10 protein-coding genes, 2 tRNA genes and 3 pseudogenes are annotated in these 12639 nt (G+C 62.0%); 8 read left to right on the forward strand and 7 right to left on the reverse strand.

Annotation, left to right across the window (positions count from 1 at the left end; all coding sequences use genetic code 11):
- Window positions 1-26 precede the first annotated feature (26 nt).
- Window positions 27-179: a hypothetical protein gene (locus QYQ99_RS02895; RefSeq protein ID WP_302091345.1), complete on the reverse strand. Its 153-nt coding sequence runs from the start codon at window positions 177-179 to the stop codon at window positions 27-29.
- Window positions 161-370: pseudogene (locus tag QYQ99_RS02900) on the reverse strand (hypothetical protein); the annotation flags it as partial. The gene QYQ99_RS02895 and the pseudogene QYQ99_RS02900, both read right to left, overlap by 19 nt.
- A 104-nt stretch (window positions 371-474) precedes the next feature.
- Between QYQ99_RS02900 and QYQ99_RS02905 the strand changes: the two are divergent.
- Window positions 475-756: pseudogene (locus tag QYQ99_RS02905) on the forward strand (IS110 family transposase); the annotation flags it as partial.
- A 289-nt stretch (window positions 757-1045) separates the two neighbouring features.
- Here QYQ99_RS02905 and QYQ99_RS02910 read toward each other — a convergent pair.
- Window positions 1046-2029: a Bug family tripartite tricarboxylate transporter substrate binding protein gene (locus tag QYQ99_RS02910; protein WP_302091346.1), complete on the reverse strand. Its 984-nt coding sequence runs from the start codon at window positions 2027-2029 to the stop codon at window positions 1046-1048.
- A 162-nt stretch (window positions 2030-2191) separates the two neighbouring features.
- Between QYQ99_RS02910 and QYQ99_RS02915 the strand changes: the two genes are divergently transcribed.
- The 7 genes from QYQ99_RS02915 to QYQ99_RS02945 all read left to right on the forward strand — a co-directional run bounded on the left by QYQ99_RS02915 (window position 2192) and on the right by QYQ99_RS02945 (window position 9363).
- Window positions 2192-2956, forward strand: coding sequence for a FadR/GntR family transcriptional regulator (locus QYQ99_RS02915; RefSeq protein WP_302091347.1), 765 nt, complete (start codon window positions 2192-2194; stop codon window positions 2954-2956).
- Window positions 2957-3208: 252 nt separating this feature from the next.
- Window positions 3209-4579, forward strand: a complete 1371-nt coding sequence (locus QYQ99_RS02920) for a GntP family transporter (protein ID WP_302091348.1) — start codon at window positions 3209-3211, stop codon at window positions 4577-4579.
- An 80-nt stretch (window positions 4580-4659) separates the two neighbouring features.
- The gene (gene ltnD, locus QYQ99_RS02925; protein ID WP_302091349.1) at window positions 4660-5568 is read left to right on the forward strand and encodes an L-threonate dehydrogenase; all 909 of its coding nucleotides are present in this window, start codon (window positions 4660-4662) and stop codon (window positions 5566-5568) included.
- A complete protein-coding gene (gene otnK, locus QYQ99_RS02930; RefSeq protein WP_302091350.1) occupies window positions 5565-6866 on the forward strand; it encodes a 3-oxo-tetronate kinase in 1302 nt (433 codons plus the stop codon). The genes ltnD and otnK overlap by 4 nt, the downstream gene beginning before the upstream one ends.
- 17 nt (window positions 6867-6883) lie before the next feature.
- Window positions 6884-7555 (forward strand): class II aldolase/adducin family protein, encoded by a 672-nt coding sequence (locus tag QYQ99_RS02935; RefSeq protein WP_302093102.1) that lies wholly within the window; start codon window positions 6884-6886, stop codon window positions 7553-7555.
- An 18-nt stretch (window positions 7556-7573) separates the two neighbouring features.
- A complete protein-coding gene (gene otnI / locus QYQ99_RS02940) occupies window positions 7574-8371 on the forward strand; it encodes a 2-oxo-tetronate isomerase (protein ID WP_302091351.1) in 798 nt (265 codons plus the stop codon).
- Between the two features lie 5 nt (window positions 8372-8376).
- Entirely contained in the window at window positions 8377-9363 is a 987-nt protein-coding gene (locus QYQ99_RS02945; RefSeq protein ID WP_302091352.1) for an alpha/beta fold hydrolase, read from the forward strand.
- A gap of 98 nt (window positions 9364-9461) precedes the next feature.
- Here QYQ99_RS02945 and QYQ99_RS02950 read toward each other — a convergent pair.
- The 4 genes and pseudogenes from QYQ99_RS02950 to QYQ99_RS02965 all read right to left on the reverse strand — a co-directional run.
- A pseudogene (locus QYQ99_RS02950) lies at window positions 9462-10083 on the reverse strand (IS5 family transposase); the annotation flags it as partial.
- Between the two features lie 190 nt (window positions 10084-10273).
- A tRNA-His gene (locus tag QYQ99_RS02955) sits at window positions 10274-10349 on the reverse strand.
- Window positions 10350-10488: 139 nt separating this feature from the next.
- Window positions 10489-10564, reverse strand: a tRNA-His gene (locus tag QYQ99_RS02960).
- Between the two features lie 65 nt (window positions 10565-10629).
- Window positions 10630-12528: a SurA N-terminal domain-containing protein gene (locus QYQ99_RS02965; protein ID WP_302091353.1), complete on the reverse strand. Its 1899-nt coding sequence runs from the start codon at window positions 12526-12528 to the stop codon at window positions 10630-10632.
- Between the last annotated feature and the right edge of the window lie 111 nt (window positions 12529-12639).

Here is a 12639-nt window from a genome sequence, read left to right on the forward strand (position 1 = left end):
ACAGTCTCCAAATAAACCAAGCCACCTCAAGGGTGGCTTTTTTGCGTTTCAGGCCTAGCGTCGACCATGCCCACGTCCACCGTGGTGCTTATGTCCCCCGCCATGACCACTTGACCAATAGCCATGATGCTTGTGGCCGTGCGGATGCCCGTAGAACCCATCATGGTGACGATGCCCATAGCGATGTCCGTGATGTGCATAGCAACCAGACAAGATATGCGAAGGCCGCCGTCTGCAGCATGCCCAGCTCGGTCAATCGATTGAGGATGGATGCACGAATATTGAGCTCGACGACTTGACGCTCAAGTGTCCTGGCCATCGCTTTCTCTCCCAGGCGTTTGAAGCAATTCATCTTGGTTGCACCAAGCGTGAGGCAGTCAGCCATCCTCAGATGCGCTTTGTATCCGTTAAGACTCTACAGCAGCAGGGCATACCATGTGTGCATCGGCTGAGTGAAGGGTTCAAAGAGGCGAAGGCAAATCCAACCTCGGAGCTATCACCAAGCGAGGCGATAGTTGCCTGCGCACTTTGCAGGTGCAAGGGGCCAAGGCCGCAGTGCTGACCGGCAAACACAACCTTGACCCTATCTCCCAATGGGTGATGGCCTTGAGGCAGCGCAGTGGCTGGCAAAAGGCCGCCGTGGCTTTAGCCAACAAAAATGCACGCATCCTGTGGGCGCTCATGACACAGGAGCGTACCTATGACACGGGCCATGCCAACGAACGCCCCAGACCACCCATCTCTGCCGTTGCCTGAGGCAGGCACTTCAACATGCCAGACGTGAAATCAAAGTTGCAATGAACAGGTCAGATCTGCAGCAGGCAAGCTCGGTTGTTGCATTGTGAGCCGAAAGACGCCACGTGATTTGAAAGGAGCCCTGCTGCACGGTTTGTTTCGGGGGCGCGCACCTCGTGCTTCACCCCGTCTGTAGATGTGCAGTCTGTTCTTCGTTTCAAGCACCTTGATGGTCTTGGCAGTCAGGTGAGTCAAAAGTAACTGATCAGCGCTTGCGTTGATGGGAAGTCCCTGCAGTGCAACAACGCCTTTAATCGATTGCAATGCCTACCCTGCTCGTCAAGCGGCTCCAGCGGGCTCCGTCCTCAGCCCAGAACTCGCGTAGCATTGCCTGGCCGAGCAGATGTGGCTCGGCGCCCTGATTCTGCATGGCCTGAACGATTTCGGGAGTCCTTACAGTATCCACCAGCACTTGGCGCAGACGCTCGGCTACACCGCCGGCCAAACCGGCCGGTGCGGCGATGCCAAACCACGCGGTTACATCGAATCCGGGCACGCCGGCCTCGATCATCGTCGGTACATCCTGCACGGTTTGGCTGCGCTGACGCGCGGCTACTGCCAAAGCGCGAATGTTGCCCGCGCGAATGTGGGGCAGCGCCGCCGGTAGATTGTCGAACATGACATCCACCTCGCCCGCAAGCAGGGCCGTCATCGCACCGGCCGCACCTCGGTATGGAACATGAGTGATCTGGGCGCCGCTGATACTTTTGTAAAGCTCCATGCACAAGTGCAGTGAGGTGCCGTTGCCGTTGGAGCCATAGTTCATTTGCCCGGGCTTGGCTCTGGCTGCCTGGCTCAGTTGTGCGACGCTCTGGATGGGACTGCGCGCGTTGACCAGCAATACGTTCTGCACCCTGCCCAGCAGAGCAACGGGTTCGATCTGCTGGGGCGAATATGGCAAAGACTTGTAGATCGCTGGGCTGATGGTCAGCGGCGGCGAGGCCATCAGCAAGGTGTAGCCATCCGCCGCCGCACGCGCTACATCGGCCGCGCCCAGATTGCCGCCGGCTCCCGGCTTGTTGTCTACCACCACCGGCTGGCCCAGGCTTTGGGCCAAGCGCGGCCCAAGCAGCCGCGCCATACGGTCGATCAGCCCTCCAGGCGGAAACGGCACCACCAGTCGTAAGGGCCGCGTCGGCCAGGAAGCGGCTTGGGCCGCTGCAGTCTGCGTGAGGCCGGCGCCTACCCCGAACCCGGTGAAGGCCGCTGCGGCCATGAAGTCACGTCTTTGCATGTTGTCTCCTGATTTTAAAATCATCTAATACTGTCATCATATGAATTGAGGAATGCATCATCTCCAGGGATTTTCCCCAGCCCTGCCTGCGACTCCCTGCGCGTCAAGGCGTTCTGAGACAATTGCATAGTCCCTCAGCCTCAAAAACACCTTACCTGCGCCATGACGGTTTCCTTCTCCGCAATCCAACCCACCCTCAAGCTGGCCGACCAAGTCGCCCAACAGTTGGAGGCGCAGATCCGTGCCGGACGCCTGCTGCCCGGCGAAAAGCTGCCGACGGAGGCTGAGCTGGTGCAGCAGCTGGAAGTTAGCCGCACTGTGGTACGCGAGGCGATCTCGCGGCTGCGCTCGCTCAACCTCGTTGAGTCGCGCCAGGGCAGTGGTGTGTTTGTCAAGGAAGCGGGGATCGAGCCACTGGACCTGGACAGCCTGCACACTAGCAGCAAGAGCGCAGTAATACAGATTACCGAGCTGCGGCGGGCGCTGGAATCCGAAGTGGCCGAGCTGGCGGCGCAGCGCCGCGACGAAGAAGATCTGCGCCGCATCCGAGAGGCCGTGGACACGCTGGCCGAGGCCGTGCGACAGGGCAGTGACGGCGTCAAGGAGGATGTGGCCTTCCATCACGCGATCGCACAGGCCGCGCGTAATCCGTTCCTGATTCGCACGCTGGACTACCTTGCCCAATTCCTGCACGACGCCACGCGTGTGACGCGTGCCAACGAGGCGCGGCACACCGATTTTGCCCAGGCCGTTACCGAGGAGCACGACCGAATCGTGTGCGCCATCGAGGCCGGCGACCCCGCAGCCGCGCGGCAGGCGGCGGCCAGCCACATGCACAATGCGATTGCACGCATCCAGCAGGCCGATGCCAGCTTCTGGGACCAGGACGGCGAACGGCTGGCGCGCGGCATCGTGAACGCGCCCTGAGCGCTACTCCAGGCGCGCGCCAACCAGGCGGCAACCGGCAAGTAGCAAGCTCTTCTCATAAAAAGTGAGCACTTATCGCTTGCTATATATTGATATCAGCTATAAAACAATCCAGGATTTAAACGCATCATGCGCTAACAGCTCTCATTTTTATACGCAAAGGGTTTACCCTGTTTTTTTTATTAACGCCAAATTTGTATGATGACAATATAACAAGCTTATCCAACATAAATTTTCGCGCAGCCTGCCCGTATGTCTGACATGTCCACCATCGCTCTACTCGGCATTGCTGCCGCCAGCATTGCCCTGCTTCTGCTTCTCATCATCCGCTTCCAGGTGCATGCCTTCGTGGCGCTCATGCTGGTCAGCCTGCTCGTGGCCATGGTCACAGGCATTCCCGTCGGCGACATAATTCCCACGCTGATCGCCGGTATGGGCGGCACCCTGGGCTCGGTGGCCATTCTGGTGGCGTTGGGCGCCATGCTGGGCCGCATGATCGAGGTCTCGGGCGGTGCCAGCGCCCTGGCCAACCGCTTCACCCAGCTGCTGGGACCACGGCGCGTGCCGGCGGCGCTAACGGCTTCGGCCCTGGTGCTGTCGATTCCCGTGTTCTTCGACGTGGGCTTCATCATTCTGATCCCCATCGTCTACGGCTTCTGCAAGGCCGCAGGTGTGAATCCGGTCAAGTATGGCCTGCCAGTGGGCGGCATCATGCTGGCCGTCCACGTGGTCGTGCCCCCGCACCCCGGCATCGTAGGCGGCGCAGCCGTGCTGGGCGCCGATGTGGGCTGGATCACGCTGATCGGCCTGATGCTGTGCATTCCGCTGGCCTTTCTGTCGCAGTTTGTCGCTGGCCGCCTCAACCGCCGCGAATTCACCATGCTGCCCGACACCGAGGCGCAGTTGCGCAGCTTCGGCAACAGCGGCGAGCCCGATGCGGGCCGCAAGCTGCCTAGCGTAGGAGCCATCCTGGCCCTGATCCTGATCCCGCTGGGCCTGATCATGTTGGGCACCACGGGCGCGACCATGCTGCCCAAGGGCGACGCGCTGCGCAATCTGCTGTCCTTCACCGGCGCACCCCTGTTCGCGCTCATGGTTGCCATCGGCCTGGCCTTCGTGCTGCTGGTCCGCCCCCTGGGCTGGAGCCGCACGCGCACCAATGAGGTTATGGAATCAGCCCTGCCCGCAGCCGCCACCGTGATCCTGGTGACCGGTGCCGGCGGCGTGTTCGCCAAGGTACTCACGGTCAGCGGCATAGGCACGGCGCTGTCGCGGGAACTGGCCGACACCGGCCTGCCGCTCATCCTGCTGGCCTTCGTGATCTCGCTGGCCCTGCGCGCCGCGCAGGGCTCGGCCACCGTGGCCATCCTCACCACCTGCGGCCTGCTGGCCGAAAGCATCCAGTCGGGCGGCTACAGCGCCTTGCAGGTGGCCGTGCTCACCGTGGCCATAGGCTTCGGCGGCCTGGGCCTGTCGCACGTCAACGATTCCGGCTTCTGGATCGTGACCCGTTACCTGGGCCTGAGCGTGGCCGATGGCCTGCGCACCTGGACGGTGCTGACCACCGTGCTGGGCGTGGCGGGTTTCGCCATGACATGGCTGCTGTGGAGCCTCATCGCCTAAGCGCCGCAGTCCCTGATCCTCTCCCGCGCCGGCACGTCCGGCGTTTTCCGTCTTTCACTTCTATTGGGAACACCGTCATCATGAGCAACAAGAACGTCGGCGTCATCGGCCTAGGCGCAATGGGCCTGGGCATCGCCAAAACCCTGCGCAGCAACGGCTTTGCCGTGCATGTCTGTGACGTGCGCCCCGGCGCCGCCGAGGAATTCGCCAAGGACGGCGGGGTGGCCTGCACCTCACCTGCCGAAGTGGCTGCCGGGGTTTCCGTCGTGGTGTCTGTGGTGGTCAACGCGGCCCAGACCGAGGCCGTACTGTTCGGCGAGCAAGGCGCCGCGGTCGCCATGCAGCCAGGCAGCACCTTTGTGATGTGCTCCACGGTGGACCCCAACCGGTCCATCGCCCTGGAAGCACGCCTGGCCGACCTGGGCGTGCTCTACGTGGACGGCCCGATCTCGGGCGGCGCAGCCAAGGCTGCTAGCGGCCAGATGACCATGATGACCTCGGCCACGCCCGCCGCCTATGCGGCCGCAGGCCACGTGCTCGACGCCATGGCAGGCAAGGTCTACCGCCTGGGCAACAAGGCCGGCGCCGGCAGCAAGGTCAAGATCATCAACCAACTGCTGGCGGGCGTGCACATCGCCGCCGCCGCAGAAGCCATGGCCCTGGGCCTGCGTGAAGGCGTGGATGCGGCCGCCATCTACGACGTCATCACCCACAGCGCGGGCAACAGTTGGATGTTCGAGAACCGCATGGCCCATGTGCTGGCTGGCGACTACACGCCGCTGTCGGCCGTGGACATCTTCGTCAAGGACCTGGGCCTGGTGCTGGACACCGCGAGGGCCTCCAAGTTCCCGCTGCCGCTGGCTGCCACGGCGCACCAGATGTTCATGCAGGCCTCGACGGCCGGCTACGCCAAGGAAGACGACAGCGCCGTGATTAAGATCTTCCCCGGCATCAACCTGCCGCGCGCAGCCAACGAGGACCAGGCATGAAGACCACCGACCTCAAACTCGGCTGCATTGCCGACGATTTCACCGGCGCCACCGACCTGGCCAACAACTTGGTTCGCGCAGGCATGCGCGTGGTGCAGACCATAGGCGTGCCCAAGGGCCCGCTGGACACGGACGTCGATGCCGTCGTGGTGGCACTCAAGTCGCGCACCATTGCCGCCGGCGAGGCCGTGGAGCAGTCGCTGGCCGCGCTGCGCTGGCTGCGCGCCCAGGGAGCACAGCAGATTTACTTCAAATACTGCTCCACCTTTGACAGCACGCAGGCCGGCAACATCGGCCCCGTGACGGATGCACTGATGGATGCGCTCGCGGATGTGCAAGGCTCGGACTTCACCATCGCCACTCCGGCCTTCCCCGACAACAAGCGCACCGTGTTCAAAGGCTACCTGTTCGCGGGCGATGTGCTGCTCAATGAGAGCGGCATGCAGAACCACCCGCTCACGCCCATGACCGATCCCAACCTGGTGCGCGTGCTGCAGGCGCAGACGCGCCGCAAGGTGGGCCTGATCGACCACGCCGTGGTGGCCCGTGGCCAGGCCGCGATCCGCGAGCGCATCGCCCAGCTCAAGGCCGAAGGCGTGGGCATGGCCGTAGTGGACGCCGTTTCCAACGACGACCTGCTGCGCCTGGGTCCGGCACTGGCCGATATGCCGCTGGTCACGGCCGGCTCGGGCGTGGCCATCGGCCTGCCCGCCAACTTCGGGCTCGCGCCTACCAGCCATGCCGCGGCCCTGCCCTCACCCGGCGGTCTGCAGGCCGTGGTCTCGGGCAGCTGCTCGGTGGCCACCAATGCCCAGGTCGCACACTTCATCGCCAGGGGCCACCCGGCCCTTGCGCTGGACCCGCTGCAGATCGCCGCTGATGCGCAAGGGGGGCGGTCGGTTGCCGAGCAGGCCCTGGCCTGGGCGCGCGAACACATCGCCGGCGGCCCGGTGCTGGTCTATTCCACGGCCGAGCCCGCCGCCGTCAAGGCCATCCAGGAGCGGCTCGGAGTGGAACATGCTGGCGCCCTGGTCGAGCAGACCATCGCCGCCGTGGCGCGCGGCCTGGTCGAGATAGGCGTGCGCCAGCTCATCGTGGCCGGCGGCGAGACCTCGGGCGCCTGCGTGCAGGCTATGGACATCGCACAACTGCGCATTGGAGGCCAGATCGATCCCGGCGTTCCCTGGTGCCATGCCCTCTCGCCGGTTGCGCCGCAGGGTTTGCACTTCACGCTCAAGTCAGGCAACTTCGGTACCGAGGACTTCTTCACCAAAGCCTTTACGATGCTGAACGCATGAGCACGACCACGGACTTCATGAACGAGGATCAGGCCCGCGACGAAATCGTTCGAGTGGGCCGCTCGCTGTTCGAGCGCGGCTACGTACACGCCACGGCCGGCAACATCAGCGTGCGGCTGGCCGACGGCTTTCTAATCACGCCCACTGACGCCTGCCTGGGCGCCCTTGCGCCAGAGCGCCTGGCCCGGTTGGACCAGGACGGCCGCCAGACTGGCGGCGACCGGGCCAGCAAGACCATTGCGCTGCACCGGCGTATCTACCAGGCCAGCAGCAGCACGGCCGCGCCCGCGCGCTGCGTGATCCACACGCACAGCACCCACCTCGTGGCCTGTTCGCTGCGCGCAGGGCCGGATCAGGCCGAGCTGCTGCCGCCCATTACGCCCTACTTCGTCATGAAGGTTGGCCATGTGCCTCACATCAGCTACCACCGCCCCGGCGCGGCTGAGGCCGCCGAGGACGTAGCACGCGCCATTGCGCAGTATGCGCAGGCTGGCCATCCCATACGCGCCGTGATGCTAGCGCGCCTGGGACCCAATGTTTGGCACGACACGCCAGCCGCCGCCATGGCCCTGCTCGAGGAGCTGGAGGAAACCGCCCGCCTTTGCATGCTGGTGCCAGCCGCTTCTGTGAAGCCCCTCGATATGGCGCAGATCGACGAACTGCGCCATACCTTCAACGCTTTCTGGTAACCCACCTTCCCAACGCCTATGCCACGCTTTGCCGCCAACCTGTCCATGCTCTACAACGATGTGGACTTCCTCGACCGCTTTGCTGCCGCTGCCCGTGACGGCTTTCAGGCCGTTGAGTACCTGTTCCCATATGCCTACACACCCACGCAGCTGGCCGCACTACTTAAGCAGCACGAATTGCAGCAGGTGCTGTTCAACGCGCCTCCCGGCAACTGGGACGAGGGCGAGCGCGGTATAGCCTGTCTGCCGGGACGCGAGGCCGAATTCCGCAAAGGCATCGACAAGGCTGTCGAATATGCGCGCGTCCTGGGCTGCCCGCGCATCCACGTGATGGCAGGTCGCGTGCCTTTGCGGGCCGACCCCGCGCATGTGCACTCAACCTATGTGGCCAATGTTCGCCACGCCGCTCGCCAGGCAGCGCCCCACGGCATTCAGATCCTGCTTGAGCCCATCAACGGCCGCGACATGCCCGGCTTCTTCCTGAGTCGCCAGGACCAGGCCCACTCGCTGGTGGCCGAGATTAACGAGCCCAATGTCAAGGTGCAGATGGACCTGTACCACTGCCAGATCGTCGAAGGCGACCTGGCGATGAAGATCCGCGAGTATCTTCCAACAGGCAATGTCGGCCACTTCCAGATCGCCGGCGTCCCCGAGCGCCACGAGCCCGATGTGGGTGAGGTCAACCACACTTACCTGTTCCAGTTGCTCGACAGCATGGGCTGGGAAGGCTGGATTGGTTGCGAATACAAGCCTGCACGCGGAGCCGCTGCGCACGCCACCAGCGACGGGCTGGGTTGGTTGAAAACCTGGCTTTGAGCTCTATGCAGGCACCCCAAATTCCTCAAGGGCAGAGCTGGAAGGTTCGCGATTTTGAGTTCGAGTGTGGCCAGACTATGCCCGAGCTGCGCCTTCACTACGCCACGCTGGGCAACCCTGATGGCGAGCCGGTGCTTCTGCTTCACGGTACCCTGCAGTCGGGCGCGGCCTTCTTCGGTCCGCAATTCGGCGGCGAGCTGTTTGGCCCCGGTCAGCCCCTCGATACCAGCCGCTACTTCCTGATTGCGCCCGACGCCATCGGCACCGGCCGCTCCTGCAAGCCATCCGACGGCCTGCGCACGCGCTTTCCACGCTACACCTATGGTGACATGGTGCGCGCCCAGCACCGGCTGGTGACCGAGCACCTGGGCATTTGCCACCTGCGCTTAGTGCTTGGCAACTCCATGGGCGGGATGCACACATGGATGTGGGCCCAGCAGCACCCCGGCATGCTGGACATCGCTGTGCCAATGGCCTCGCTGCCCACGCCCATGTCGGGCCGCAACTGGATGCTGCGCCGCATGCTGTGTGAATCGATACGCCAGGACCCTGCGTGGAAGGGCGGGGACTACGCCGAGCAACCACCCAGCCTGCGCTTGGCAAGCACCTTCTTCGCGCTTGCCACAAATGGCGGTGACCTGGCGCTGCACGATCAGGCACCCACGCGCGCGCAAGCCGACGCCATCGTCTATGCGCGCCTGAACACACCGCTGCCGGCTGATGCCAACGATACGCTCTACCAATGGGAAGCCTCGGCCGACTATGACGCTTCAAGGCAGCTCGAATCGATACGCGCAACGCTGCTAGCCATCAACGCGGACGACGACGAACGCTACCCGCCCGCGTTGGGCCTGCTGCAGCAGGCCATCGCCCGTGTGCCTCAGGGGCGGATGCTGCGTATCCCTGCCAGCGCCGACACAGCCGGCCATGGCACCACGGGGCAGGCTCGCTTCTGGAAGCATGAGCTTGCGCGGCTACTGGGTCAGCAGTAGCCAACGTAGATGTTCAGTCCCAGAGTGAGATGGTGCGGATGAAGGGCTTTGTTGCATAACGCCATTTGAGGTCGCGCTTTCCCCAGCCCCAGACCTAGTTATGCAACGGCCGCCGTCTGCAGCATGCACAGCTCGGTCAATCGATTGAGGATGGATGCACGAATATTGAGCTCGACGACTTGACGCTCAAGCGTCCTGGCCATCACTTTCTCTCCCAGGCGTTTGAAGCAATTCATCTTGGTTGGCACCAAGCTTTAGCGATGGTAGCCGCTGCAGCGCTTGCAGATACTGCCCCCCCACTCGCTTGCACGCCTCAACGGCCTCGTTGCGATGCGGAAAGGCCAACCCTTTACGCAGTCTTGCTCCTTTACGTGGCGAGATGACGGGGATGGCGCTGCGGCCGTGACATGCTTCATGCACATCCTGTGCGTCATATGCGCCGTCGCCCGTGAAGCTGGCCACCTCTTCAGGTGTTGGGTATTTGTCCAAGCAGCTCAGCCGCTACTGGCGAATCACCCACCTCGTTAGTGGTCACGACGATGGCTCCAATCTGCTGTGTCTGTGCGTCTATGCCCAGATGCACCTTGCGCCACTGGCGACGGCGCCATGCTTCTTGGCTTTCCATTCACCTTCCCCCAAGCACTTGATGCCCGTGGAGCCAGCGAGCAATTGCAGGCCGTTGCGGCTTGGACGGGAGTGCACCTGAACCTCCAACCCCTTCAGATGCTCAAATCACCTCGGGCCTTCAATGCTGCGCTGTACGACTTCCAGCCCAACCGCTGTCACGCTGCTTTCAGCGCCGGACGGCCTAGCGAGGAAGTAGAACTTCAAAGCGGCCTGTGCACCCTGCTCAGCAGGGCTGCAAAAACAAAAATGCCTCACAAGAAAACCTGTGAGGCATTTTATAAACTGGGGTGGCTGATGGGACTCGAACCCACGACAACAGGAATCACAATCCTGGACTCTACCAACTGAGCTACAGCCACCGTAGAAGTCTCTATTGTACTTCAGAATTTGAGTCGCCAATCAAAATTGAGAGCAACAAACACTGAACTAGCAACGATTCAAGGCAAAAACCTCTCATCAAGTAAAAACGCTCTGCGCTGCAGAGCGTTTTCAAAATTCTGGGGTGGCTGATGGGACTCGAACCCACGACAACAGGAATCACAATCCTGGACTCTACCAACTGAGCTACAGCCACCGTAGAAGCATCTATTGTAATGCATAAATCAGACCGCAAATAAACTCGCGCCTGATTTAAATGCCTTACTGAGGACGCGGCACCTTGATCTGGACCTTGAAGGTCTTCTTCAACTGTTCATAGTAGGCCATGACTTCAGCCATGGAGGACCACTGCGTGAACTGCGCCTTTTGCTGCTCCAGCACCTGAGCATCCTGCGCAGGACGCTGGGCAATGCGGTTGACCTTGATCACCGCGTAACCTGCATTGCCAAGATCGACACCCTCCCATGCAGGCAGGGCATTCGTGGGGGCGCGCAATGCCGCATCCAGCACTTCACGCGGCAGATCCCTGGCTTGATCGCGCCCCACCTCGACGGCCGCAGGCAACTGAGCTGCTTCAGGCTTGGCCTTCCATTCGGCCATCTTGGCCTTGCCTTCCTGCTTGGCCAGTTCTGCGGACTGATGCGCCACATATAGCTGCTTGAGCTTCTCACCCACTTCATCCATGGACTGAGTATGCGCAGGAGCATAGCTCAGCACACGGCCAGCCACCAGGTTGCTGGGAGCGAGCTCCACTGCGTCGGTATTGCGCTTGTTCTCCAGAGAATCTGCGGAGAACAGTGCCTCGAGGAAACGCTTGTTGGCCAGAGGACCTTGAGCGCCAGGGGCTGGCTCACGCGTCACGTTCTCGACCTTGTGGATGCTCAGCTTGAACTTTTCGGCCACAGGCTTGAGGCTTTCGGACTGCTCGTAAACGGCGTTGGAGAAGGCTTCGGCCGCCTCTGCAAACTTGCGCTGTGCCTGTTGCTGCTTGAGGTCTGCTTCCAGCTTGGGGCGCATTTCCTCGAACGAGGGGACCTTGGGCTGCTTGATGCCGGTCAGCTCGATGATGTGAAAGCCAAAGTCAGACTGGACCACATCGCTGATGTCGCCCTGCTTCATCTTGAAAACGGCTTCTTCAAATGGCTTGACCATGGCATCGCGACCGAAGTAGCCCAGATCACCGCCATTGGGAGCAGAGCCGGGGTCCTGCGAATTGGCCTTGGCCACCTGGGCAAAGCTCTTGGGATCCTTGCGCACCTGGGCCAGCAGTTGCTCTGCCTTGGCTTTGGCCTTTTCACGCTCTGCAGCGGGAAGATCCTTGGCCGCATTGATCAGGATGTGGCTGGCACGACGCTCCTCTGGGCCGGCAAGACGGGCCGCGTTTTCCTTGTAATAGGTGCGCAGATCATCTTCGCTCAGAACAATGCTCTTCTCTACCGTCGCCACATCCAGTTGCACATATTCCACTGTGGCAGCTTCGGGCTGCTTGAACTGGCTGGTGTGCGATTCATAGAAGGCCTTGAGCTCGGCTTCCGTGGGCTGTACCTTGCCGACAAAGGCGCTGGCATCAAACCGTGCAACCTGAATTTCGCGGCGCTGATACAGAGCATCCATGGCCTGCTGCAGCTGTGCAGCAGTCGTGAAGCTGGTCGAGGACACGGAACCCAGTACCTGATTGAGAGCCAGTTCACGACGCAGATTGGCTTCAAATCCTTCGGGAGTCATGCCCTGCGAGCCCACCAGAGCCTTGTAGGCTTCAGCATCCAGCGAGCCATCGGGCTTTTGCAAGGAGGCAATCGCAGGAATCTCACGCAAGGTACGCACCAGTTGCGCATCGGGCGTTGTCAGGTGCATCTTGGCTGCAGCAGCTGCCAGCACGCGATCACGCACCAGCTTCTCCAGCGTGGCATAACGCGCCTCTGGCGAGTCCAGCAGCTTGGCATCCATGGTCGGATTCTGCGCACGCAGGCGGTCGCTTTCAGTCCTGTGAGCGTTATCCCAGTCCTGCTGGGTGATGTCATGCCCATCCACGCGGGCCACAGTCTGGCTGGACTCGGTGAAGTAGTTCTGGTTGACTCCGACAAAAATGAAAGAGGGAATGATCAGCAAGAACAACAAGATCATCACGAACTTGGAATGCTTGCGGATGGATTCGAACATGGTCAATCTTTCTGCGGCAGCAAAAATAAAGGCGAACTTACGTTCGCCTCATTAACAATGGTGAAAGCCGTGCGACCCGCTTGCGCCACCGACCGGGCCTCTACAGGGCAC

Origin of the sequence: Comamonas testosteroni, assembly GCF_030505195.1 — a bacterium.
Taxonomy (GTDB): Bacteria; Pseudomonadota; Gammaproteobacteria; order Burkholderiales; family Burkholderiaceae_C; genus Comamonas; species Comamonas testosteroni_G.